25 protein-coding genes and 2 tRNA genes are annotated in these 21,383 nt (G+C 69.3%); 7 read left to right on the plus strand and 20 right to left on the minus strand.

The window, feature by feature from the left end; genetic code table 11:
- Positions 1–164: 164 nt before the first annotated feature.
- Complete coding sequence (locus tag ACTVZP_RS10570; protein ID WP_443212120.1) at positions 165–1,106, plus strand: phosphoadenosine phosphosulfate reductase; 942 nt, start codon at positions 165–167, stop codon at positions 1,104–1,106.
- Between the two features lie 10 nt (positions 1,107–1,116).
- On the opposite strand, the gene ACTVZP_RS10575 is transcribed toward ACTVZP_RS10570, so the two are convergent.
- The gene (locus ACTVZP_RS10575) at positions 1,117–1,620 is read right to left on the minus strand and encodes an HD domain-containing protein (RefSeq protein WP_443212121.1); all 504 of its coding nucleotides are present in this window, start codon (positions 1,618–1,620) and stop codon (positions 1,117–1,119) included.
- 94 nt (positions 1,621–1,714) lie between these two features.
- Between ACTVZP_RS10575 and pyrC the strand changes: the two genes are divergently transcribed.
- The 3 genes from pyrC (at position 1,715) to ACTVZP_RS10590 (ending at position 5,272) form a co-directional block, all read left to right on the plus strand.
- Entirely contained in the window at positions 1,715–2,755 is a 1,041-nt protein-coding gene (gene pyrC, locus ACTVZP_RS10580; RefSeq protein ID WP_443212122.1) for a dihydroorotase, read from the plus strand.
- Between the two features lie 57 nt (positions 2,756–2,812).
- Positions 2,813–3,511: an orotate phosphoribosyltransferase gene (locus ACTVZP_RS10585; protein ID WP_443212123.1), complete on the plus strand. Its 699-nt coding sequence runs from the start codon at positions 2,813–2,815 to the stop codon at positions 3,509–3,511.
- Between the two features lie 270 nt (positions 3,512–3,781).
- Complete coding sequence (locus ACTVZP_RS10590) at positions 3,782–5,272, plus strand: replicative DNA helicase (RefSeq protein WP_443212124.1); 1,491 nt, start codon at positions 3,782–3,784, stop codon at positions 5,270–5,272.
- A 164-nt stretch (positions 5,273–5,436) separates the two neighbouring features.
- Here the strand turns inward: ACTVZP_RS10590 and ACTVZP_RS10595 are convergent, their stop codons facing one another.
- Positions 5,437–6,255: a sulfite exporter TauE/SafE family protein gene (locus ACTVZP_RS10595; protein WP_443212125.1), complete on the minus strand. Its 819-nt coding sequence runs from the start codon at positions 6,253–6,255 to the stop codon at positions 5,437–5,439.
- A 67-nt stretch (positions 6,256–6,322) separates the two neighbouring features.
- Positions 6,323–7,291, minus strand: a complete 969-nt coding sequence (dusA, locus tag ACTVZP_RS10600) for a tRNA dihydrouridine(20/20a) synthase DusA (protein ID WP_443212305.1) — start codon at positions 7,289–7,291, stop codon at positions 6,323–6,325.
- Positions 7,292–7,520: 229 nt separating this feature from the next.
- Between dusA and ACTVZP_RS10605 the strand changes: the two genes are divergently transcribed.
- Entirely contained in the window at positions 7,521–7,775 is a 255-nt protein-coding gene (locus ACTVZP_RS10605; protein ID WP_443212126.1) for a hypothetical protein, read from the plus strand.
- Positions 7,776–8,014: 239 nt separating this feature from the next.
- Here the strand turns inward: ACTVZP_RS10605 and ACTVZP_RS10610 are convergent.
- From ACTVZP_RS10610 to ACTVZP_RS10675, 14 genes are all read right to left on the minus strand, one after another.
- Positions 8,015–8,090, minus strand: a tRNA-Phe gene (locus ACTVZP_RS10610).
- An 88-nt stretch (positions 8,091–8,178) separates the two neighbouring features.
- Positions 8,179–8,361, minus strand: a complete 183-nt coding sequence (locus ACTVZP_RS10615; protein ID WP_443212127.1) for a DNA gyrase inhibitor YacG — start codon at positions 8,359–8,361, stop codon at positions 8,179–8,181.
- Positions 8,358–9,398 carry a ribonuclease E/G gene (locus ACTVZP_RS10620; RefSeq protein WP_443212128.1) on the minus strand — a complete coding sequence of 347 codons (1,041 nt, stop codon included), beginning with the start codon at positions 9,396–9,398 and terminating at the stop codon, positions 8,358–8,360. Before ACTVZP_RS10620 ends, ACTVZP_RS10615 begins: the two co-directional genes overlap by 4 nt.
- Positions 9,395–9,973: a Maf family protein gene (locus tag ACTVZP_RS10625; RefSeq protein ID WP_443212129.1), complete on the minus strand. Its 579-nt coding sequence runs from the start codon at positions 9,971–9,973 to the stop codon at positions 9,395–9,397. Before ACTVZP_RS10625 ends, ACTVZP_RS10620 begins: the two co-directional genes overlap by 4 nt.
- Entirely contained in the window at positions 9,974–10,192 is a 219-nt protein-coding gene (infA, locus tag ACTVZP_RS10630) for a translation initiation factor IF-1 (RefSeq protein ID WP_002720792.1), read from the minus strand. It lies immediately after the preceding gene.
- A 208-nt stretch (positions 10,193–10,400) separates the two neighbouring features.
- Positions 10,401–11,276 (minus strand): carbon-nitrogen hydrolase family protein, encoded by an 876-nt coding sequence (locus ACTVZP_RS10635; RefSeq protein WP_443212130.1) that lies wholly within the window; start codon positions 11,274–11,276, stop codon positions 10,401–10,403.
- 22 nt (positions 11,277–11,298) lie between these two features.
- Positions 11,299–11,886 (minus strand): GNAT family N-acetyltransferase, encoded by a 588-nt coding sequence (locus tag ACTVZP_RS10640; RefSeq protein ID WP_443212131.1) that lies wholly within the window; start codon positions 11,884–11,886, stop codon positions 11,299–11,301.
- Positions 11,883–12,281 (minus strand): ketosteroid isomerase-related protein, encoded by a 399-nt coding sequence (locus tag ACTVZP_RS10645; RefSeq protein ID WP_443212132.1) that lies wholly within the window; start codon positions 12,279–12,281, stop codon positions 11,883–11,885. Before ACTVZP_RS10645 ends, ACTVZP_RS10640 begins: the two co-directional genes overlap by 4 nt.
- Positions 12,271–12,759 carry an arsenate-mycothiol transferase ArsC gene (locus ACTVZP_RS10650; RefSeq protein ID WP_443212133.1) on the minus strand — a complete coding sequence of 163 codons (489 nt, stop codon included), beginning with the start codon at positions 12,757–12,759 and terminating at the stop codon, positions 12,271–12,273. Before ACTVZP_RS10650 ends, ACTVZP_RS10645 begins: the two co-directional genes overlap by 11 nt.
- Positions 12,756–13,232 carry a UPF0262 family protein gene (locus ACTVZP_RS10655; RefSeq protein ID WP_443212134.1) on the minus strand — a complete coding sequence of 159 codons (477 nt, stop codon included), beginning with the start codon at positions 13,230–13,232 and terminating at the stop codon, positions 12,756–12,758. Before ACTVZP_RS10655 ends, ACTVZP_RS10650 begins: the two co-directional genes overlap by 4 nt.
- Positions 13,233–13,235: 3 nt before the next feature.
- Positions 13,236–14,540 carry a histidinol dehydrogenase gene (hisD, locus tag ACTVZP_RS10660; RefSeq protein ID WP_443212135.1) on the minus strand — a complete coding sequence of 435 codons (1,305 nt, stop codon included), beginning with the start codon at positions 14,538–14,540 and terminating at the stop codon, positions 13,236–13,238.
- Between the two features lie 257 nt (positions 14,541–14,797).
- Positions 14,798–15,277, minus strand: a complete 480-nt coding sequence (locus tag ACTVZP_RS10665; protein ID WP_443212136.1) for a DUF2948 family protein — start codon at positions 15,275–15,277, stop codon at positions 14,798–14,800.
- Entirely contained in the window at positions 15,277–16,545 is a 1,269-nt protein-coding gene (gene murA, locus ACTVZP_RS10670; protein ID WP_443212137.1) for a UDP-N-acetylglucosamine 1-carboxyvinyltransferase, read from the minus strand. The genes ACTVZP_RS10665 and murA overlap by 1 nt, the downstream gene beginning before the upstream one ends.
- A 10-nt stretch (positions 16,546–16,555) precedes the next feature.
- On the minus strand, positions 16,556–16,750 hold the full coding sequence (locus tag ACTVZP_RS10675) for a hypothetical protein (protein ID WP_443212138.1): 195 nt from the start codon (positions 16,748–16,750) through the stop codon (positions 16,556–16,558).
- Between the two features lie 116 nt (positions 16,751–16,866).
- Between ACTVZP_RS10675 and ACTVZP_RS10680 the strand changes: the two genes are divergently transcribed.
- Positions 16,867–16,941, plus strand: a tRNA-Thr gene (locus ACTVZP_RS10680).
- A gap of 467 nt (positions 16,942–17,408) precedes the next feature.
- A complete protein-coding gene (locus ACTVZP_RS10685; protein ID WP_443212139.1) occupies positions 17,409–19,040 on the plus strand; it encodes a sensor histidine kinase in 1,632 nt (543 codons plus the stop codon).
- Between the two features lie 13 nt (positions 19,041–19,053).
- Here the strand turns inward: ACTVZP_RS10685 and ACTVZP_RS10690 are convergent, their stop codons facing one another.
- From ACTVZP_RS10690 to ACTVZP_RS10700, 3 genes are read right to left on the minus strand one after another with little or no spacing between them, the layout of a single operon-like run.
- Positions 19,054–19,770, minus strand: a complete 717-nt coding sequence (locus ACTVZP_RS10690; RefSeq protein WP_443212140.1) for an ABC transporter permease — start codon at positions 19,768–19,770, stop codon at positions 19,054–19,056.
- Positions 19,767–20,447 carry an ABC transporter ATP-binding protein gene (locus tag ACTVZP_RS10695; RefSeq protein ID WP_443212141.1) on the minus strand — a complete coding sequence of 227 codons (681 nt, stop codon included), beginning with the start codon at positions 20,445–20,447 and terminating at the stop codon, positions 19,767–19,769. The genes ACTVZP_RS10690 and ACTVZP_RS10695 overlap by 4 nt, the downstream gene beginning before the upstream one ends.
- A complete protein-coding gene (locus ACTVZP_RS10700; RefSeq protein WP_443212142.1) occupies positions 20,447–21,382 on the minus strand; it encodes an ABC transporter substrate-binding protein in 936 nt (311 codons plus the stop codon). Before ACTVZP_RS10700 ends, ACTVZP_RS10695 begins: the two co-directional genes overlap by 1 nt.
- Position 21,383 lies beyond the last annotated feature (1 nt).

Genomic DNA, 21,383 nt, shown 5'->3' on the forward strand with positions numbered 1-21,383 from the left:
ACCAAGGTCGGGATGTGCCGCGGCCACCGGCTCTTGGACGAAAAGCCAGTCTCCCCAAAGCAGGACGGTCACGGTTTTGCCGCATTGCCCGCATCAATTGGACGAAGGGCGGCGGCAGCTTCCGGGATCGGCAGCCGCCGCGCCGGACGAGCTTGAGATACGGAATGACCTGCGATCTGACACCCGACCCCCGTCTTCTCGGCCCGGCTGTCGGTGCGGTGGATTCCGCGGGGTTGCTGCGCAACCTCGAGGCGATCGGAGAGGAGGTCGGCGACTTCCAGCCGCTGGGGAGCCGTCACTGGGCCTTTTTCCGGGACGACGGTCCGGTGCTGATCGTGAGTTTCGAGCGGCTCGAAGACATTCGGGCCCATGGGCCGGCGGGGCTTCCCGTCGGAGATGCGGTGGCGCGGGCGCGTGGCTGGTCGCATCTCTGCCTGATCGCCGACGGCGACACATGGTTTCGCGACACGGCGCTCTACCGCTACTTCGACCGTCTGGTGGATGACGCCTTCTTCGAGGATTTCGACAGGGTGGTCTTCCACGGCGAGGGAATGGGCGCCTATGCCGCCTGCGCCTTTTCGCCGACCGCGCCGGAAGCCACCGTGCTCGCGATCTCGGCCAGGGCGACGCTCGATCCGGACCGCGCAGGCTGGGATCCCCGCGACCGGACGGCGCGCCGCCTCGCCTTCTCGGGCCGCTACGGCTATGCGCCGGACATGATCGAGGGAACGGGACGTGTCTTCCTCCTGCATGATCCGGCGGAGACGCTGGATGCCATGCACGCGGCGCTGTTTCGCGGCGACCACGTCCATCCGGTGCGGATGCGGAATGCCGGTGCGCCGCTCGGTCAGGCGCTCCGGCAGATGGACCTCCTCGTGCCGCTGATCGAGGCCGCCGCAGCCGGCTCGCTGAGCCCTCTTCATGCGGCGCGCCTCTGGCGCGCCCGCCGCGAAAGTTCGGCCTATCTGATCCACCTCCTCGCCCTGAACGCGAGGCGACCGCGCCGGGCACAGAAGCTGCTGTCCGCCGCCGAGCGGATCCTGGGTCCGCAGGTGCTGCGGGCGGGCCTCATGGACCTGAGGTCGAAGCTCAAGAAGGCAAGCTGACCGGACCGGCTCAATCCGGCCGGGCGAGCGCGGCGCGCGCGGCGCCCGATGCCTCGTCATAGGCTGCGGCAAGCTCGGGATCGACGGCGCGGCAGCTCTCGGCCACCCTGTCCGCGCGTGAGAGATAATCGGCGAGGGCGGAGCGGTCCCATTCTCCTGGAGCACTGGACGTGAGCGCCGCGAGGTTCGACGCCTTGTCGGCTAGCCGCAGCCTTTGCGCCGCCGGCGACAGGCCTTCGGCGCTGTCGGCAGGCGGATGGGTCACCTCCGCCACCAGACGCGCCACGTCGGCGCCGAAGACCGCCTCGATCTGCTCCTGCGTCGCGCCGGCCTTCTCGACCGTGTCGTGAAGGAGCGCCGCGATCACCAGCACCTCGTCGGCTTCGGCGCTGCGCGAGCTTCGCAAGGCCACGTCGATCGCGTGGTTGATGTAGGGATGGCCCGCATGGCCCTTGTGCCGCGCCCCGGCGTGAAGGCGCGCCGCGAAGGCACAGGCTTCGAGCAGTCTCTGCATGGCTCCTCCTTTCCGGGGCGAACGTGCGGCAAAGGCCCTGCGTTCCCCGACCGACTCACTGGAAAAGCGCAGGCCTTTGCAGTAGGCGGCAGGCATGACCCAGAGCCTGACCCTCCGCCGCCCCGATGACTGGCACCTCCACCTGCGCGACGGCGCGATGCTGGAGGGGGTGCTGCCCGAAACCACGCGCCATTTCGCCCGCGCGATCGTGATGCCGAACCTCGTGCCGCCGGTGGTGACGGGGGCCGAGGCGGCGGCTTACCGCGAGCGCATCCTCAAGGCCCTGCCGGAGGGCGCGCGGTTCGAGCCGCTGATGGTGCTCTACCTGACGGAAACGACCGATCCGGCGGATGTGCGGGCGGCGGCGGCCTCGGGGCTCGTGAAGGCCGTGAAGCTCTATCCCGCGGGGGCCACGACGAATTCCGCCTCGGGCGTGCGCGACTTCGACCGCGTGCGCGCCGTGCTCGAGGCCATGGCCGAGATCGGCCTGCCGCTCTGCGTCCACGGCGAGGTGACGGACCCGGCGGTGGACATCTTCGACCGCGAGGCGGTGTTCCTCGACCAGGTCCTGGACCCGATCCGGCGGGCGACGCCCGGGCTCCGCGTCGTGCTGGAGCATGTGACGACCCGCGAGGGGCTCGACTATGTCCGCGGAGGGGGCGTCGACATCGCGGGGACACTGACGACCCACCACCTCATCATCAACCGCAACCACATCCTCGCGGGCGGCATCCGGCCGCATTACTACTGCCTGCCGGTGGCCAAGCGCGAGACGCACCGCATTGCCCTGCGCGAGGCAGCGACCGGGGGCGAAGCCTGCTTCTTCCTCGGCACCGACAGCGCGCCCCATGCCGACGCGGCCAAGGAGTCGGGCTGCGGTTGCGCGGGCTGCTTCACCGCGACCAACACGCTCTCGATCCTCGCCCATGTCTTCGAAGAACAGGGCAGGCTCGACCGGCTGGAGGGCTTCGTGTCGCTGCACGGGCCCGCGTTCTACCGCCTCCCGCCGAACGAGGACCGGATCACCCTGCGCAAGGGCGATCCGCTCACGCTGCCCGCGAAGATCGAGACCGGAGCCGGCCCGGTCACGGTGTTCGATCCGGGCTTCCCCCTTCTGTGGCATGTGGAGAGCTGACCCACTCCCTGTTGCGCCGCCCCGCCGCCGGCGGCACCGATCGAAAGGACGATCCCGATGATCCCCACCTCCTTCCCGCCCCGCGAGGAGATAGCCCGCCTGACGGCGCGGATGCTGCTCGAGATCCAGGCGGTGCACTTCCGCCCGCAGGAGCCGTTCACGCTGGCCTCGGGCCTGCCCTCGCCCACCTACATCGACTGCCGCAAGCTCATCTCCTATCCGCGCATCCGCGCGACGCTGATGGACTTCATGGCGGTGACGCTGCTGCGCGACGCCGGCTTCGAGGCCTTCGACAACGTGGCGGGCGGCGAGACGGCGGGCATCCCCTTTGCCGCCATGGTGGCCGAGCGGCTGGCGCTGCCCATGACCTATGTCCGCAAGAAGCCCAAGGGCTACGGACGCAACGCCCGCATCGAGGGCGTGATGACCGAGGGGCAGCGGGTGCTGCTGGTCGAGGACCTGACCACCGACGGCGGCTCTAAGCTCTCCTTCGTCGAAGCGATCCGCGAAACGGGCGCGAGCTGTGCGCATACGGCCGTGATCTTCTACTACGGGATCTTCCCCGAGACCATCGGACGGCTGCAGGCCCACGGGGTGACGCTGCACCATCTCTGCACCTGGTGGGACGTGCTGGCCGAGGCGCGCGCCTCGGATGCCTTCGACGCGGGAACCCTCGCCGAGGTCGAGAGCTTCCTGTCCAATCCGCGGGACTGGCAGGACGCGCGGAAACCGGCCGATCTGGCTAAGGGCATCTGACGCAGGCACCCGAGAGTCTGGGGACGAATCCGCCGCGGCCGCCGGGGGACCGGCCATCCGCTGCGTTTTCCGGCTGCGCCTGACGCGAGATGTGGTAGGCTCGATCCATCGAGGCGAAGGATCCACAGCCTGTCCACAGGGTTCGGCGGGATCGGTCCCCGGAACTATACCCCCTGCCCGGCGCAGCCGTTCGGGGGTATCAGATGGCACCGAACATCCAAGGGCGCCCGCTGAAGGTGGCGCCCGCTAACGAGAGCAGAGGGCAGATCGATGAACGAGGTCAGGGCGCTGCGCGAGTCGCAGCCGGAGAAGTCTCCGGAAGTGCTCCCCCATAACATCGAGGCGGAGCAGCAGCTGCTCGGCGCCATCCTCACGAACAACGACATCTTCGACCGCATCGCCTCGGTCATCCGGGCCGAGCATTTCTTCGATCCCGTGCACCAGCGCATCTTCGAGATCGCCGCGGCGCGGATCCAGAAGAACGCGCTCGCCTCGCCGGTGACGCTGAAGGCCTTCCTCGAGGAGGATGCGGGGCTGAAGGAACTGGGTGGCCCGGCCTATCTGGTGCGGCTCGCCGGGGCCGCGATCTCGGCCTTTGCGGCGCGCGATTATGCGCAGATGATCTACGACCTCGCGGTGCGGCGCGAGCTGATCGGCCTCGGGCGCGACATCGCCGCCAAGGCCGCACGGGTCGACGTCGCCTCCGAGCCCAAGGAGCAGATCGTCGAGGCCGAGCAGAAGCTCTACCGGCTGGGCGAGCAGGGCCATGCCGAGCGGGGCTTCCAGAGCTTCCTGAAGGCCGTGACCGATGCGGTGAACGTGGCCAATGCCGCCTACCAGCGCGACGGAGGACTGGCCGGGATCTCGACCGGGCTTGCCGATCTCGACAAGAAGCTGGGCGGCCTGCATCCTTCCGACCTCCTGATCCTTGCGGGCCGGCCGTCGATGGGGAAGACCTCGCTTGCGACCAACATCGCCTTCAACATCGCCAAGGCCTACCGCCGCGGGCGCCTGCCCGACGGTGCGGAGGGTGCGGTCGAGGGCGGCGTGGTGGGCTTCTTCAGCCTCGAGATGAGCGCCGAGCAGCTTGCAGCCCGGATCCTGTCGGAAGCGGCCGAGGTGCCCTCCGAGCAGATCCGCCGCGGCGACATGACCGAGACCGAGTTCCGCCGCTTCGTCGAGGCCGCAAAGGCGCTGGAGGCCTGCCCGCTCTATATCGACGACACACCGGCGCTGCCGATCAGCCAGGTCGCGGCGCGGGCGCGAAGGCTCAAGCGGACGCATGGGCTCGACGTGCTGATGGTGGACTATCTCCAGCTGCTGAAGGGCACCGGCGGGTCGCGCGACAACCGGGTGCAGGAGGTCTCGGAGATCACGCAGGGGCTGAAGGCGATCGCGAAGGAGCTGAACATCCCGGTGGTGGCGCTCTCGCAGCTGTCGCGCTCGGTGGAAAGCCGGGACGACAAGAGGCCACAGCTGTCCGACCTGCGCGAGTCCGGCTCCATCGAGCAGGACGCGGACGTGGTGATGTTCGTCTTCCGCGAGGAATACTACCGCGAACGCGAGAAGCCGGGCGATCACGAGATGGAGAAGATGGCCCAGTGGCAGGCCATCATGGAGCAGGTCCACGGCAAGGCCGAGGTCATCATCGGAAAGCAGCGCCACGGGCCGATCGGCTCGGTCGAGCTGAGCTTCGAGGGCCGCTTCACGCGCTTCGGCAATCTCGTGCGGCCCTGGCAGCAGGGGATCGAGGGCTACTGACGGCCCGGAGGAAATGCCGGCTCGGGGGGCATCGAGCCCCCGCTCGCCGGCGCTGCCGCGGCAAGGATCCGCGGGCGGCGCACGATCGGCGGGAGCTGCGCAGGGACCTGAGTCCCGGCGGAGGAGCTGCGACCAGCCCCAAGGGCCGGAGCCCGGAGGTCCCGTCAGAAGCCGGTGGCCTTGCGCAGCATGTTCAGCGCCACAATGGTGATGAAGACGGCAAAGACGCGCTTCAGCGGCTTGGGATCCATTGCATGGGCGAGCCGCACGCCAAGGGGTGTCGTCAGCAGCGTCATCGCGATGGTGATGCCGAAGGCCGGCAGGTTGACCGCGCCGGCCGTCCAGGGCGGAGCCGCATCGGTCGGCGTGAGGAGGAAGAGCACGGCGGAGGGCAGCGCGATGATGACGCCGAAGCCCGCGGCCGTGGCAACCGCCCGATGGATCGGCATGCTGAAGAGGCTCATCAGCGGGACGCCGAACGTGCCCCCGCCGATCCCCATGAGCACCGACAGGAATCCCACGCCTGTCCCGGTCGCGGCGCGCGCGCCGCCTCCGGGCATGTGGGCACCCAGCCGCCAGCTTGCCTTGCCGAGGGCCATGTAGAGCCCCACGGCCATGCCCACGATGCCGAAGATCCCCTGCAGAACCGCCGACCGCAGGCTCGAGGCCGTGAGCGTGCCCGCAACCGCTCCGATCGCGATCCAGGGACCCCAGAGGCGCAGGATCGCAAGATCGACCGCACCCCTGCCGTGATGGGCATGGACCGAGCGGAGTGACGTCACGATGATCGTGGCGAGGGAGGTCGCGAGGCAGACGCGCATCAACGAGGGACCGCCGTAGCCCAGCGTCTCGAAAGCGTAGAGATAGGCGGGCACAAGCACCAGACCGCCACCGACGCCGAGAAGGCCTGCGATGATGCCCGCGAAGGCGCCGATCGCGAGCAGAAGGGCCAGCATCGGCAGGAGGAGGGACAGGTCGGTCATTCGCGGGCCTTTCGCGCGGTAGCGGCCCGCCTTAGCCTGCGCCACACCGGAAGGCCAGAGGCGCGGCTCAGGCAGCCCGCGGCCGCACGGCCTCGAGCGCTTCGTCGAAGAGCGCGAGGCCTGCGCCGGGGCGCGAAGCACCCTCCGAGAGGATGCGGCGCCAGTGCCGGGCCCCGGGCCGGCCGGCGAAGAGACCGAGCATGTGACGCGTGATCTGGTGGAGACGCCCGCCACGGGACAGATGGTCGGCTATGTAGGGGCGCATCTCCGCGAGCACGGCCCCGAGATCGCGCGGCGGCTCGTCGCCCCAGAGCCGGTCCGCCCCGAGCAGCAATTCCGGCTCGTTGTAGGCGGCGCGGCCGATCATGACGCCATCGAGTCCCTGCGCCAGCAGCGCCTCTGCCTGCGCGAGGCTCGCCACGCCGCCGTTCAGGCAGATGGTCAGGTCGGGATAGCGGCGCTTCATCTCGATCACGAGCGGATAGTCGAGCGGCGGGATATCGCGGTTCTCGCGCGGGCTGAGGCCCTGCAGCCAAGCCTTGCGGGCGTGGATCACGAAGTGGCGGACCCCAGCCCCGGCGACCACTTCGAGGAAGGCGGGCAGCACGTCCGCGGGCTCCTGCTCGTCCACGCCGATCCGGCACTTGACCGTGACCGGAACCGGGCTTTCGCCGATCATTGCGGCCACGCAATCGGCCACGAGGCGCGGCCTCTCCATCAGCACGGCTCCGAAGCAGCCGGACTGGACGCGGTCGGACGGGCAGCCGACGTTGAGGTTGATTTCGTCATAGCCGAAAGGCACCGCGAGACGGACGGCCTCGGCAAGCTCGGCCGGATCCGAGCCGCCGAGTTGCAGCGCGACCGGATGCTCCGCCTGAGAATATCCAAGAAGCCGATCGCGAGGGCCGTGGATCACGGCGGGCGCGGTCACCATTTCGGTGTAGAGCATCGCCCGCCGCGTCATGAGGCGGTGGAAGAAGCGGCAGTGGCGATCCGTCCAGTCCATCATCGGGGCGACCGAGAGCCTGTGCGCCATCTCGGGCGCATTCGGGGAGATCGGAAGGGACTGGTCCAGCGTCATTGGCGTGTTCTCGTGCGGCTGCCTGTGGACGCCCGGCGACTGCGCAGGATCGGGCGAGGTCGATATAATGGCGGATCCGCGTGGACGCGAGGGATAAGATCGCGGTCCCAACGGCAATGCGAGGCCCTGCATTCGGCGTCCCGATGCTCTGGAGCAGGACCTTGCGGCCTGCTTCGCGCTGGCCATGCACCAGCCTCTGCTCAAGGGCTTCGCTGTCGGCCGGACGATCTTCGCGCAGGCAGCGCGCGAGCGGCTTGCAGACCCGATCAGGGGCGATGACGCTGCCGTTCTCGCCTTCTGCCAGAATGTTCAGGCCGAGGCCTGCGATTACCCTGAGAGCTTCTTCGTGCCGCGAGTCTGGTGCATCCGGAGGCCCGAGCCTGGTCCGATGGAACTGGCCGACGTGGCCAGGATGATCGCCGCCGCCAGCCGCGCGTGATCGTCGCTGGCGGCGGCATGCCCTGTTCGCGGACCAGGCAACCCTCGCGGCCTTCGCCGAGAGTCACAACATCCCGCTGGTCCAAACTCAGGAACGAGGGCTCTCTGCCGGCCGGCAACGTGGCATCGGTGATCAGGTCGTAGCAACTGCGAGCAAGAACGCCTTGATGCGGGTCAGTCGTATCCGACCGGTCGCATGCGTGCGCCTCAGGAGACGTGGGATGCGTTCTGAGGAAGAGGTGGTGCCCAGAGCCGGAATCGAACCAGCGACACGCGGATTTTCAATCCGCTGCTCTACCAACTGAGCTATCTGGGCTCCGTCCGGCGGCGCCGGGTTGGTGGCGTGGTCTTTAGAATGAAGCGGAGAGGGTGTCCAGAGGGTCCGGGCAAAATTCTTTCGGGGGCTAGTGACTCGAGACGTCGTCACGATCCGACGGCGGGTCACCGGGCGCCTGCTCGTCGTCGTCGACCGCAGGGATCCGGTAGTTGCCCTTCAGCCAGTTGCCGAGATCAACGTCGGCACAGCGGCGCGAGCAGAAGGGGCGGTATCGTGCGTCGGACGCACGGCCGCAGATCGGACAGGTCATCCCAGAAGCTCCGTCAGCGGGATTCGGTCGCGCTTGCGCACAAGTTCGTAGAGGCCGAGCGGGGTCCAGCCGGCAAGGCTCGTCTCGGCCGACTCGCCGCGGAAGGCCGATCGCAGCACCTGCTCGAGCGCCACGCGGTCGCGCTTGGGCATCGGGGCGAAGTCGATGGCGACCTGCCCGCCGAGGCCACGAAGCCGCAGCTGGCGCGGCAGCTCGCGAGCGGCCGCGACATTGGCTTTCAGCGCCGCCGCGGGCGAGGTGTCGGAGCCCGTGTTCACGTCCACCGCCACGAGCGCACGCGTCGGCTCCACCGCCATGTGCGCCCCACCGCCGAGAGGCACCTGCGCCGACAGAAGCGCATCGCAGAGATCGGCCACCCCGTGACGGGCGAACGCTCCTTCGGCCTCGTCGATCTCGTCGGGCGCGGGCTCGGACCAGTCGCGCCAGGCAAGCTGGTGCGCGCCCGGCGCATCGACCAGAAGCTCGGGATCGCCCGGGAGGTCGGCCAGCACGGCCTCGGCCAGCGCCCGCGTCTCGGCGATCTCGGACGCGATCTCGGAATCCGGCGCCGTCTCGCAGGCCGAGCGCAGGATCAGGCCCAGATCGGTCGCGGCGCCCTCCATCACCTCGGCGGCGACCGCAGACAGATCCTCGCGCAGCGCCTCGTCGCGGATGCGGCGCGAAATGTTGAGGCCGGGGGCGCCGGGGGTGAGAATGCAGAGCCGGCTCTTGAAGAGGAGCCGGGTGGTCACGGGAACGGCCTTGCCCGGCTCGGCCACGCCCGAGACCTGCACGAGGATGCGCTGTCCGGGCGCCAGGCCCGAGGCCTGCCGCAGGAACCCCGTGCCCTCGGGCAGCCGCACGAAGACCCCGCCCTGCCCCTTCACCGGCCGGTCCACGACGGCGCGGAAGATGGCCTCCGGCGCGAGTCGGTCCTCGGGCGGGTCGATCAGCAGATCCTCGAGCCGGCCATCCACGAGCAGAGCCGCCGCCTCGCGGCCGCGCAGACGGTCGAGGCAAACCACGCGCCCCTTCATGCCGCGGTCCGGTAAAGCGGCACGCCCGCCGCGGCGAGCAGGTTGGCGGTTTCGGCCAGTGGCAGGCCCACGATGCCGGTGAACGAACCGGCGATCCACGGGATGAAGGCCGAGGCAAGGCCCTGGATGGCATAGCCACCGGCCTTGCCCTCCCACTCGCCGCAGGCAAGATAGGCGTTGAGTTCCAGATCGGAGAGGCGCTTCATCTTCACCTGGCTCACCACCTCGCGTTGCCACATCCGGTCGCCGCGGCGCACGGCAACGGCGGTGATGACCTCGTGCCGCCGGCCGCCCAGTGCCACGAGAAAGCGCGCGGCCTCGCCTGCATCCGCCGGCTTTCCGAGGATCCGCCGGCCGAGCGCCACCGTCGTGTCGGCGCAGAGGACGACATCCTCCGGGCCGGCCTCGACCGCTGCCGCCTTCTCCGCCGCGAGGCGCGCGCAGTAGGGCCGAGGCAATTCGCCCCGGTGCGGCTCCTCGTCGATGTCGGGGGGCAGGATGGCGTCGGGAACGACGCCCAGTTGTGCCAGCAGCTCGCGCCGCCGCGGGCTGGCCGATCCGAGAATCAGCTTCACTTACTTGAAGCGGTAGTTGATGCGGCCCTTCGACAGGTCGTAGGGGGTCATCTCGACCTGCACCTTGTCGCCGGCAAGGACACGGATGCGGTTCTTGCGCATCTTGCCTGCCATTACCGCAATCAGTTCATGGCCGTTGTCCAGCTCGACCCTGAATGTCGCGTTCGGCAGGAGTTCCTTCACGACACCGGGAAATTCGAGCGTATCTTCCTTGGCCATGGTCTCTCCAATGGGGTTTGGCCCGCGTCTTGCGCAGGCTCGTCAGTCAAATGAGCGCTTTCGCGCCACAATTCAAGGGGAAAAAGCGTCACGCCGACTTTGGTTCCCGGCCGGGTCCGAGGGGTGTTGCGACCTTTCAGGCCCGTCCGACCGATAGACCTTCCTCGGCGCTGCCACCGGGGGCCTGCCAAGGGCAGTCGAGGCGACATTACACGATCGCAACACCCGGAGCCAGCCGGTGGTCCTGCTCTGACCAGTGAACATGGTTGAGCACCCCGCCCTCGCGCCGCACGCGGGCCACGGCACCGGGATCCACCTCGGCCAGCGCCCAGCCGGGCTCGTTCAGGCCCGTCTCGGCGAGGATGCCGGTCTCGGGCCAGCCATGATCGGGCGGGCCGTAGATCGCGGCGCGGCCGACGTTCTCGTCGACCGCCGGGCAGAAGTCGCAGAGGCCCACGGTGGGCGCGTGGACGACGACGCACTGGTTCTCGAGCGCCCGCGCCATCGACCCCACCCGCACCCGGGTAAAGCCCGCCAGACTGTCGGTGCAGGAGGGCGCGAGCAGGATCTCGGCGCCCTTCTCGACCATCGCGCGGGCCAGCAGGGGAAACTCGCTGTCGTAGCAGATGACGATGCCGATCCGGCCGAGCGCCGTCTCGAAGACACGCACCTCGCGCCCCGGCACGACGTTCCAGGTCTCGCGCTCGAAGCGGGTCATGATCAGCTTGTCCTGGTGGCCGATCACGCCCGACGGCCCGTAGAGCACTGCGCGGTTGACCGGCCTCTCGCCCTCGAACACCGGGGCCGAGGGACCGAGAATATGAACGCCATGGGCCTCGGCCAGCCGCAGGAGCAGGTCTCCGGCCGCCGGACCGTGACGGGCGACCTCGTGCAGCGCGGCTTCCAGATCGGCGGCGACCTCGCGCCCGCCGAGGCTCGCGAGTTCCATCGACCCGTATTCCGGAAAGACCAGCAGATCCGCCCCCTGCCGTGCGGCGCGAGAGACCCAGTCGGTCATCTTCGCTTCGTAACCGGAGAAGCTGTCGAACCAGTCGAGCGGATAGGCGGCGGCGGCGATCTTCATGGCGTCTCCGGGAAGCAGGGCGTCAGAGCGCGCGCATCCAGAACTGGAGCGGCTTCCGCGTCTGGTGGGTCTCGCCCACGTCGGTCCAGGCATAGTCGGCAAGCACCCCCGGCAGGGGCGCGTAGCCGCGGCCGCGCCAGAAGGCGTCGTTGCTGTGCGCCGAGGCCGGGCGCAGGGGATGATCGTCCGGACGGACCACGGAACAGAAAGCGGAGTAGCGCCGACCGAGAGCCCGCGCATGATCCTCGCGCAGGTCGAAGAAGCGGTGCCCCATGCCCTGCCCGCGATACTCCGGCAGCAGCACCGACTCGGCGCAGTAGAAGATCCGGTCGAGCGGCACGCCGGTCGCGGCGAAGGCCGCGGCGAAATCCTCGGCGTGGTCCTCCATCGGCGTGCCGGTCGCGGCACCCACCAGCCGGTCACCGTCGAAGGCGCCGACGAGGATCGCGCCGGGGCTCGTGCGATAGGCGGCGAGGTAATTGCGCTCGTAGTCCATCGAGCCTTCGTAGAGGTAGGGCCAGTCGCGAAACACCGTCATCCGCAGCGCTGCGACCTCGTCGAGCCGCGCCTCGAGCGCGGCCCCGGTCAGGACGCGCGCCTCGAGGCTCATGCCGAGACCTGCCGGATCCAGTCATTGAGGTTGTAGAAGGTGGTCACGCGGGCGATCTTCCCGCCCCGCAGGTCGAAGAAGGCGCCGGCGGGCAGGACGTAAGTCTGCCCATGCGCCTCGGGTAGCCCCGGATCGGTCTGCAGGTATTCGCCGTGCACGACGAACTCGGCCGCACCGCGGGTGCCGTCCTCGGTCACGAAGATCACCATGTCGCGCAGTTCCTCGCGATAGCTCACGCCCATGTGCGAGCAGAACTCCGCGAACTTCTCGCGTCCGTGGCGCACCTCGCCCTCGTTCACCCGGTGCTCGATGTCGTCGGAGACACAGTCCAGCATGCCCTGGGCATCACCTGCGTTGAACGCCGCGTAGTAGCGCCCGATCAGTTCACGTCCCATGGCCTGCCTCCTCTGCCGTTTCGCTGGGCGGCCCGAAGCGCGCCACCATCCGGCCCCGGATCTGGTCGCGCACCTGGCGGTAGACGGCGAGCTTCTGCTCGCGCCCCTCGCCCAGCCCCGCAGGATCCATGATCGGCCAGTATTCCACATCAAGATGATAATAACGGGTGAGTTCAAGGGCCATCCGCTGGCTCGCCGGCGAGAGCGCCACGATCAGATCGAACCCCGAGAGGTCGTCGCCCCAGTCCATCATCTCCTCGAAGGAGCGCGACCGGTGCCGGGAGAGTTCGACGCCGATCTCCTGGCAGACGGAGACGGTGAAGCCGTCGATCTCGCGGTCGTTCTTGACGCCGGCAGACTGCACATAGGCCTGCCGGCCATAGAGCTTCTTCATCAGCCCCTCCGCCATCGGCGAACGGACCGAATTGTGGTCGCAGCAGAACAGCACCGAGGACGGCGGCTTCTGCGGCACGGTCAACCCCAGTGCAGGACGCAGATCAGCGTGAAGAGGCGGCGCGCGGTGTCGATGTCCACTTCGGCCTTGCCCTCCAGACGTTCCTTGAGCACGCGTGCGCCCTCATTGTGGATGCCCCGGCGCGCCATGTCGATGGCTTCGATCTGGCTGGGCGGCAGCCGTTTCACCGCCTCGAAGTAGCTTTCACAGATCTGGAAGTAGTCCTTCACCACCTGCCGGAAGGGCCCGAGGCTGAGGTGAAACTCGCCGACCTTCTCCTGCTCCTCCGAGCGGACGTCGAAGACGAGCCGGCCGTCGCGGATCGCGAGCGTGAGCCGGAAGGGTCCGTCGACGGCGGGCTTCCCCTCGCGCGGCGGCAGGGCGAAGCTGTTCTCCTCGAGCAGATCGAAGATCGCGACCTGCCGCTCCTGCTCGATCTCGGCGGTGGGCGGGATCGGGCTCGTCTGGTCGATCTCGATGTGGCAGATGCGGTTCATCCCTCAGCCCTCGTTCAGCCGGTCGAGCCGGGCGCGGACGGAGAGGCCATGCGCCTCGAGGCTCTCCGAGATTGCCAGCCGCTCGGCGGCGGGACCGATGGCGCGCAACGCCGCCGGCGTCATCCGCGAGATCGTCGTGCGCTTGAGGAAATCCATCACCGACAGCCCGCTCGAGAAGCGCGCCGAGCGCGCGGTGGGCAGGACGTGGTTCGGCCCGCCCACATAGTCGCCGATCGCCTCGGGCGTCCAGGCGCCGAGGAAGATCGCCCCCGCATGGCGGATCCTGCCCGCCAGCGCCTCGGGATCCTCCACGCAGAGCTCGAGATGCTCGGGCGCCACCCGGTCCGACAGCGCCGCCGCCTCGTCGAGATCGCGCGTCACGATCACCGCGCCGAAATCGCGCCAAGAGGCGCCCGCGATGGCCCGCCGCTCCAGCGTCTGGAGCCGCGCCTCGACCGCGCGCGCCACCGCCTGGCCGAACTCCGCGTCCGGCGTGACGAGGATCGATTGCGCGCTTTCGTCATGCTCGGCTTGGCTGAGCAGGTCGAGCGCGATCCAGTCGGGATCGTTCCCGCCGTCCGCGATCACGAGGATCTCGGACGGGCCTGCGATCATGTCGATGCCCACCCGCCCGAAGACCCGCCGCTTGGCCGCCGCCACATAGGCGTTGCCGGGACCGGTGATCTTGTCCACCGGCCGGATCGTTTCGGTCCCGTAGGCCAGCGCCGCCACCGCCTGCGCGCCGCCGATCCGGTAGACCGCATCGACGCCCGCCAGCCGCGCGGCCAGCAGCACCAGCGGATTGACCGCGCCGCCCGGCGTCGGGCAGGCCACGACCAGCCGCTCCACCCCCGCCACCCTGGCAGGGATCGCATTCATCAGCACCGAGGAAGGATAGGAGGCAAGTCCCCCCGGCACGTAGAGCCCGGCCGAGGCGATCGGCCCCCAGCGCCAGCCGAGCGAGGCCCCCGCCTCGTCCTCCCACCGCGCATTCCCGGGCATCTGGCGCTCGTGATAGGCCCGGATTCGCTCCGCTGCCAGTTCCAGTGCGGCGCGCTCCTCCGCCGGCACCTTCGCGATCTCGGCCTCGATCTCCTCTTCCGAAAAGGCCAGCCGCTCCGGAGTCAGTTCCAGCCTGTCGAACCGCGCCGTAAGCTCGATCACCGCCGCGTCGCCCCGCGCCCGCACGTCCGCGATGATGCCCGCCACCACCGCATCCACATCCGGGCTGTCCTCGCGCTTCATGCCCAGCAGGGCGGTGAAGGCTGCCTCGAAGCCGGGCTCACGGGTATCGAGAAACTGGGGCATGACGGAACTCCTTGGCTGAGCCTCCCTTAGCGCGCATCCCCCCCTGCCTCAAGCGCCACGCCCGGCACCAAGGGTGACACTTTCGCACGAGACGCCAGGGCGCGCCCGCTTCGGCTCGCCCCGAGCCGTCGAGAGGCGCAGCGCAAGCCGGCACGCCCGCTCCATCCCTCTTGCCAGAATATCCTCGGGGGAGTGTGTGGCCGCGAGGCCGGGCCCCGGGGGCGGACAGCCCCCGCCTCACCCTCGGCCGCAGGCCGTCAGTCGCGGTGCTCTGGCGCCCGGCCCGACGGAGCCGCATAGGGCCGCGTCACATCCTTGAGCGTCACGTCCAGGGCCTCGACCTCCAACGCCACCGCGCCGTCGCCCGCGAGCACGAGCATCACCCGCCCGCCGCCATCCGTGCCCGGCTCGAAGGCGACCGAGAGCACCGAAAGCACGAGATCCCGGTCCTTCCGGTCGAAGCCCTGAGTTCGCGCCGAGAGCACGCCATCGACCGCCAGCACGGACTGCACCCGCTCGTAGGGCCGGCGTTCGCGCTCGGCGGCCTCGCGGTCCTCCCAGCGGAAGCGGTTCACGAGCAGGGCAAAGCGCCGTTTGCGCGGCAGCCAGCGCATCTCGTTCACGGGAAAGACCGCATCCTGCACCAGTGCCGAGAGCACTCCCAGATCCTCGGGCGTCTCCGCGCCGAGATAGAGCGGCGCCTCGCCTCCGGCGTCCTCGAACCGCGCATCCGTCATCAGCCGGGGATCCTCCTGATCTGCGCGCCACAGGCGCTCAGCTTCTCTTCCACCCTCTCATAGCCGCGGTCGAGGTGATAGACCCGGCTCACGATGGTCTCGCCCTCGGCAGCGAGGCCGGCGAGGATGAGGCTCACCGAGGCGCGCAGGTCGGTGGCCATCACCGGCGCCCCGCGCAGCTTCTCGACGCCGGTCACCGTTGCCGTGCCGCCATGGACCTCGATCCGCGCGCCCATCCGGGTGAGTTCCGGCGCATGCATGAAGCGGTTCTCGAAGATCCTCTCCTCGAGCACCGAGGTGCCCTCGGCGGTGCAGAGAAGCGCCATCATCTGCGCCTGAAGGTCGGTCGGGAAGCCCGGGAAGGGCTCGGTCGTCACGTCCACCGCCTTGACGCGGCCGTTCCGGCGCGCGACGCGCAAGCCGCGGTCGGTCTCCTCGACCGAGATGCCGGCCGCGTCGAGCTTCTCGCAGAAGGCGCCCACCAGCTCGATCCGCCCGCCGAGCAGTTCCACGTCACCGCCGCAGATCGCGGGGGCGAGCATGTAGGTGCCGAGTTCGATCCGGTCGGTGACGACCGGGTGGGTCGCCCCGCCCAGCCGGTCCACGCCCTGCACCGTGATCGTCGACGTGCCCTCGCCCTCGATCTGGGCCCCCATCCGCCGCAGGCAGCGGGCGAGGTCCACGATCTCTGGCTCGCGCGCCGCATTCTCGAGCACCGTCGTTCCCTTGGCGAGGGTCGCGGCCATCAGCGCATTCTCGGTCGCGCCCACCGAGACGAGGGGGAAGACCACCCGCGCGCCCTTCAGCCCGCCCGCCGGGGCCCTGGCGTGGATATAGCCGTCGCGCAGGTCGAGCTCGGCCCCCATCGCCTCGAGCGCCTTCAGATGCAGGTCGACGGGCCGCGCACCGATGGCGCAGCCGCCCGGCAGCGAGACGACCGCATGGCCATCGCGGGCGAGCATCGGCCCCAGCACGAGGATCGAGGCCCGCATCTTCCGCACGATGTCGTAATCCGCCCGATGATCGGTCAGCGCATGCGACGAGAGCGCCAGCACCTGCCCGCCCTGCAGGCTCGCGACCTCTGCCCCGAGCGACTGGAGAAGCTGCGTCATCGTGCGGATGTCCGACAGCCGCGGCGCATTCGTCAGCGTCAGCGGCTCGTCCGACAGGAGCGTCGCCGGCATCAGTGCGAGACAGGCGTTCTTCGCCCCCGCGATCGGGATCTGCCCATGCAGTTCCCCGTTGCCCTTCACCAGAATCGAATCCATCCGCCCGCCCTCATTCCGGCGCGTCTTCGGATCCCGCCTCGCGGGCCGCGCGCGCCTTTGCCTGTGCCTTGCGCCGGGCCATATTGGCCTTCAGCGCCGCCTTCAACCGGTCTTCGCGGCTCTCTGCCGCAGGCCCCTTTCGACCCGGCGGAGCGTCGCCGCCTTCCGCGCCCTGCCGCGCCTGATCTTTCGCCTTTTCGCTCATGGGGCCTTTCGTAGCGCAGCGGCAAAAAAGCGTCCAGTTGGGCCTTGCACGACGATCCGATTGCGTCTAATGACCCGCCACGCCCGGCGGCGCCTCTCGGATGCCGCGGCAGTCGGGCTGCAGTAGCTCAGTGGTAGAGCACTCCCTTGGTAAGGGAGAGGTCGAGAGTTCAATCCTCTCCTGCAGCACCATTCCCCTTTCTGGAAACGGCAAGATCAGGCGATCGTGCGCTCGCTCAAACGCTAGGTGCCGGCGCGCGGCGTTCAGGAAGACTGACCCGTCATGGCGTTTCCGACAAGGGACGTTGCAGAGCGACGCCGACCGCAACCTGCCTGCCGGAGGAGCGGTGCGTGGCCCATCTCGCTGCACCACCTGCGGCGATCCGCGCCTTTGCGCGACTCCGGGCGGCGTGCGATCTTCCCCTGGTGAGAAAGTGACATTGTGCAGGTAAACCCTGCCGGACCCGCCCTCAGGGGCCAGAGTGTCCGGTGGCGCGCCCCGAGGGGCGCGAGAGCGGGGTGGCCGGTCCCGGGGCGGACCGGCACCCCGCACAGGTCTTTTCGCCATCCCGGCCTGAACCGCCGCAAGTAAGGCTGGCATTTTCCGCAACTTCCGGCAATCTGACCGGAAGGGCGCGAGGGGAGTGTCGGGGTTCGGATTGTCCGCTTTCAGGGGAAGTGACGCGCGGGCGCCACTCTGGCTGGTCCTGCCACTCGTGTGCGCGGGTTATTTCCTTGCGGGCAGGCTCGGCATCGCAACGGGCATGCCACCGACCGGCACGGTCGTGCTCTGGCCGCCGAATGCCGTCCTGCTGACCGGACTTCTCTTCAGCGCACCGCGCCACTGGCCGGTCCTCCTGGCAGGCGGACTCTCTGCCGAAGTCGCGGTTGACTGGCAGTCGCTGCCCGTGCCGTGGGCGCTCGCCTTCGGCCTTGTCAACGCATTTGAATCCACCTTCGCCGCCGTGCTCCTCCGGCGCCTCGCCGCAGGCACCGTGCGGATCGACGGCCTGGCCTCCTTCGTCCGCTTCGTCCTGCTCGCCCCGGTGGTAGCCTCCGCGACCGCGGCACTCGCCGGCGCTTTCGTGATCAAGCTGCGCTTCCCCGAGATCGGCTACCTTCACTACTGGCGGGTGTTCTGGCTCGGCGACGCTCTCGGCGTGCTGCTCGTCGGCACGACGCTGCTCGTCTGGCTCGCGCCGCGCGATCCTCCGCGACGGATGCCGCGACTTCGGCAGGCCGAGGCGCTCACCCTCGCCGTCTGTCTCTTTGCAGCTTCGGCCCTGTCGTTGCGGATCGAGTCGAACCTCGGCCACCTCTACCTTCTCTTCCCGCTTCTGGTCTGGACGGCGCTGCGCTTCCGGATGGAAGGTGCGACGCTGGCCGTGCTCTCGATGACCTCCGTCGCGATCTGGGCCATGCTGGAAGGTCGCGGCCCCTTCACGCTGCTGGCGGGCATCGACCGTGTTGCCGCGATGCAGGTGCTGATTGCGGTCGTGGCGCTTTCGACCTTCATGCTTGCCGCCGCCGCAGACGAGCGTCGGCGCGTCACACGGCGCCTGCAGCAGTCCGTCCGCGAGCTTCAGCAGGCGCGCTCGGACCTCGAGCGCGTGAACGCCGATCTTGACGGCATCGTGACCGAGCGAACACGGGCGCTCCGCAGCACGCTCGACAGGAACGAGATGCTGCTGCGCGAGGTGCATCACCGGGTGAAGAACAACCTCCAGCTCGTCTCCAGCCTCGTGGCCCTTCAGCGACGCGGTGTGCAAGAGCCGGAGATGCGGGACCGACTGCTCCGCATCCAGGGACAGATTGCGGCCATCGCCAAGACCTACGACCTCCTCCACCGGCTCGGCGGCAGCGAGACGGTCGATTTCGGCCCCTTCGTGCCGGCGCTCTGCGAGGCGATCCAGGAGGCGGAAGGCGGGCGCGCGCGGATCGAAGCAGAGGTTGAAGGCAGCACCGAGGTCTCGGCAGACAGCGCGATCGCCCTGTCGCTGGCGATCAACGAGCTGGTGACGAACGCGCTGAAGCACGCCGGCAGCGCCCCCTCCGTCCGTGTAACCTGCCGGAGCGACGCGCGCGACCTGGTGCTGACGGTCGAGGATGACGGCCCAGGCCTGCCGGACGGCTTCGACCTTCTCGCACAAGCAGGCTTCGGCGTGCGGATGGTCGCGAGCCTGATCGCTCAGGCGAACGGCACCATCGCCACTCCGCGCCGCTCGGGTGGCGCATCCATCGAGATCCGGGTCCCCGCCTCTCGCGAGGCCGCCGTGACAGAGCCGGCCTGACGCCCCTCGCACGTCACAGGCCGAACCTCCGCAGGCAGAGGTCCGTCGCGGCCCTTAGAGTGATCGTCATGGCGGCCAGGACGGCCAGTGCGGCAAACATCAGATCCGTCTTCATGCGTGCATTCGCGAGCAGCATCAGATGGCCGAGTCCCGTGGAAGAGCCCACCCATTCCCCGATCACCGCCCCGATCGGCGCGTAGACCGCGGCGATCCGCAAGGCGGCGGCCAGATGCGGCAGAGCATGCGGCAGGCGCAGCCAGAGAAGCTCGCGCCAGCGCGAGGCCGCGGCCAGCCGTGCGAGGTCCAAAGACGCATCGGGCGTGGCGCGCAGCCCGTCGTGAAGCGCCGAAGCCACCGGGAAGAAGGTGATGAGGACCACCACCGCCACTTTCGAGCCCATCCCGTAGCCGAGCCAGAGCGTCAGGATCGGCGCCAGCGCGAAGACCGGCACGGCCTGACTGAGAAGGAGGAGCGGCCGCAGGATCCGCTCGATCCGCGGCGACAACGCCGTCGCAAGCCCCGCAGCCAGCCCCATCAAGATGCCGAAGGCGAGACCGAGCGCGATCTCGGCCGCAGTCGCAGCAGCATTTCCCAGAAGCATCATGTGATTGGAGACAAGTGCGACCGCGACCGCCCAGGGTCCGGGCAGGATGTAGGGCGGCACCGCCGTCAGGCTGACCGCCACTTGCCAGAGCGCCAGCAATGCAAGGCCCGTTCCCAGCGCCCTCATGTCACGAGCCGCGTCATCAGTTCCTCCGCCGCGGCCGCGAGCGACGGAAGCGACCGCGGCACCCGCCCGTCCGGCAGAGTCACGGGACGCAGGGCGCCCTCCTCCAGCAGCCAGATCCGGTCGCCGAGGCGCAGCGCCTCCATCGGATCATGGGTCACCATCAGCACGGCGACACCCGCAAGCCGTTCCAAAGCCAGGTCCTGCATCCGCCGCCGCGTGCCAGCATCGAGTGCCGAGAAGGGCTCGTCCAGCAGCGCGAGCGGCGCCTCTGCCATCAGCGCCCGCGCAAGCGCCACGCGCTGGCGCTGCCCACCCGAGAGGCTTCCCGGAAGCCGCGCCTCCTGACCGCCGAGGCCGACCGAAGCCAGAAGCTCCCGCGCCCGGACCGCATCGGCAGGCAGGCCTGCGAGCCTCTGCCCTAGGAGCACATTGCCAAGAAGGCTCGATCGCTCCTGCAGCAGGTCCTGCTGTGCCATCCAGGCGACGCGCCGCGGCGCGGTCACCTGCCCCTCGAAGTGCGCGCCGGTCGGCAGGCCGGCCAGGAGCCGCAGGATCGTGCTCTTCCCTGCACCCGATGCGCCCAGCAGGCAGGTCCAGCCGGGATCGAGCGACAGGGCGATGTCACGAAAGAGCGGCCGGGCGCCCAGCCATGCGGATCCTGCGATCCCGTAGCCCATCAGGGCGCGGCGGCCGAAAGATCGACCGCCACCGCCGCCACCTCCGGAGCCTCGGGGATCAGGCCGACCTCGGCCATGTAGCGGCCGAACTCCGCATAGCGCCCGGCGTCGAGCGCCATGGGATGCGCCGCGAAATGCGGGATCGTGTCGCTCCATGCGGCGGCGTTCAGCGCGTCGTCGACCTCGCGCGCCCAGCCGCGGAAGACCTCCCAGGCTTCTTCAGGATGGTCCGAGATCCAGCCCGCCGCACGCTCGGTGACCTTCAGGAAGGCGGCCACGGCCTCCGGGTCCATCCGCTCCGGATTGGCGACATAGATCAGCTCGTCATAGGCCGGCACGCCGTTCTCCTCGGGCAGGAAGCAACGCCCCTCGGATCCGGCGGCGGCGATCTGGTGCAGCTCGAAGTTGCGGAAGGCGCCCGCCACGGCATCGACCTGACCGCTCGCCAGCGCGGGTGTGAGGGCGAAGTTCACGTTCACGAACTCCACCTCCTCGGGCGCGACCCCGTTCGTGCGCAGCATCGTGTGCAGCAGCGCCTCCTCGATGCCCGCGACCGAGAAGCCCACCTTGCGCCCCTTCAGGTCGGCCAGCCCCTGCACCGGACCCTCCGCCTTCGCCATCACGCAGTAGAGCGGGCTTTCCACCAGCGTGCCGACCCGCACCAGCGGCAGCCCCTCGGCATGCTGCAGGTAGAGCTGCGGCTGGTAGGTGATCGCGATGTCCGCCTGACCGGAGGCCGCCATCTTGGGGGGATCCGCCGGATCCGCTGGCGCCACGATCTCGACCTCGAGTCCCGCCTCATCGAACCAGCCCTGTCGCTCGGCCACGATGATCGGGCCATGATCGGGGTTCACGAACCAGTCGAGCGCGACGGTCAGCGGTTCGGCCATCGCCGGCACCGGCAGGAGCAGGGCAAGAAGGGCTGCAGCTTTCATC

This window comes from Rhodobacter sp. NSM, assembly GCF_052244495.1.
GTDB lineage: Bacteria > Pseudomonadota > Alphaproteobacteria > Rhodobacterales > Rhodobacteraceae > Cereibacter_A.

Bases quoted from the DNA above. Each gene is read 5' to 3' on its own strand.
- ACTVZP_RS10570 (WP_443212120.1), top strand. From the start codon at position 165: ATGACCTGCGATCTGACACCCGACCCCCGTCTTCTCGGCCCGGCTGTC.
- ACTVZP_RS10575 (WP_443212121.1), bottom strand. From the start codon at position 1,620: ATGCAGAGACTGCTCGAAGCCTGTGCCTTCGCGGCGCGCCTTCACGCC.
- pyrC (WP_443212122.1), top strand. From the start codon at position 1,715: ATGACCCAGAGCCTGACCCTCCGCCGCCCCGATGACTGGCACCTCCAC.
- ACTVZP_RS10585 (WP_443212123.1), top strand. From the start codon at position 2,813: ATGATCCCCACCTCCTTCCCGCCCCGCGAGGAGATAGCCCGCCTGACG.
- ACTVZP_RS10590 (WP_443212124.1), top strand. From the start codon at position 3,782: ATGAACGAGGTCAGGGCGCTGCGCGAGTCGCAGCCGGAGAAGTCTCCG.
- ACTVZP_RS10595 (WP_443212125.1), bottom strand. From the start codon at position 6,255: ATGACCGACCTGTCCCTCCTCCTGCCGATGCTGGCCCTTCTGCTCGCG.
- dusA (WP_443212305.1), bottom strand. From the start codon at position 7,291: ATGGCGCACAGGCTCTCGGTCGCCCCGATGATGGACTGGACGGATCGC.
- ACTVZP_RS10605 (WP_443212126.1), top strand. From the start codon at position 7,521: ATGCACCAGCCTCTGCTCAAGGGCTTCGCTGTCGGCCGGACGATCTTC.
- ACTVZP_RS10615 (WP_443212127.1), bottom strand. From the start codon at position 8,361: ATGACCTGTCCGATCTGCGGCCGTGCGTCCGACGCACGATACCGCCCC.
- ACTVZP_RS10620 (WP_443212128.1), bottom strand. From the start codon at position 9,398: ATGAAGGGGCGCGTGGTTTGCCTCGACCGTCTGCGCGGCCGCGAGGCG.
- infA (WP_002720792.1), bottom strand. From the start codon at position 10,192: ATGGCCAAGGAAGATACGCTCGAATTTCCCGGTGTCGTGAAGGAACTC.
- ACTVZP_RS10635 (WP_443212130.1), bottom strand. From the start codon at position 11,276: ATGAAGATCGCCGCCGCCGCCTATCCGCTCGACTGGTTCGACAGCTTC.
- ACTVZP_RS10640 (WP_443212131.1), bottom strand. From the start codon at position 11,886: ATGAGCCTCGAGGCGCGCGTCCTGACCGGGGCCGCGCTCGAGGCGCGG.
- ACTVZP_RS10645 (WP_443212132.1), bottom strand. From the start codon at position 12,281: ATGGGACGTGAACTGATCGGGCGCTACTACGCGGCGTTCAACGCAGGT.
- ACTVZP_RS10655 (WP_443212134.1), bottom strand. From the start codon at position 13,232: ATGAACCGCATCTGCCACATCGAGATCGACCAGACGAGCCCGATCCCG.
- hisD (WP_443212135.1), bottom strand. From the start codon at position 14,540: ATGCCCCAGTTTCTCGATACCCGTGAGCCCGGCTTCGAGGCAGCCTTC.
- ACTVZP_RS10665 (WP_443212136.1), bottom strand. From the start codon at position 15,277: ATGACGGATGCGCGGTTCGAGGACGCCGGAGGCGAGGCGCCGCTCTAT.
- murA (WP_443212137.1), bottom strand. From the start codon at position 16,545: ATGGATTCGATTCTGGTGAAGGGCAACGGGGAACTGCATGGGCAGATC.
- ACTVZP_RS10675 (WP_443212138.1), bottom strand. From the start codon at position 16,750: ATGAGCGAAAAGGCGAAAGATCAGGCGCGGCAGGGCGCGGAAGGCGGC.
- ACTVZP_RS10690 (WP_443212140.1), bottom strand. From the start codon at position 19,770: ATGAGGGCGCTGGGAACGGGCCTTGCATTGCTGGCGCTCTGGCAAGTG.
- ACTVZP_RS10695 (WP_443212141.1), bottom strand. From the start codon at position 20,447: ATGGGCTACGGGATCGCAGGATCCGCATGGCTGGGCGCCCGGCCGCTC.
- ACTVZP_RS10700 (WP_443212142.1), bottom strand. From the start codon at position 21,382: ATGAAAGCTGCAGCCCTTCTTGCCCTGCTCCTGCCGGTGCCGGCGATG.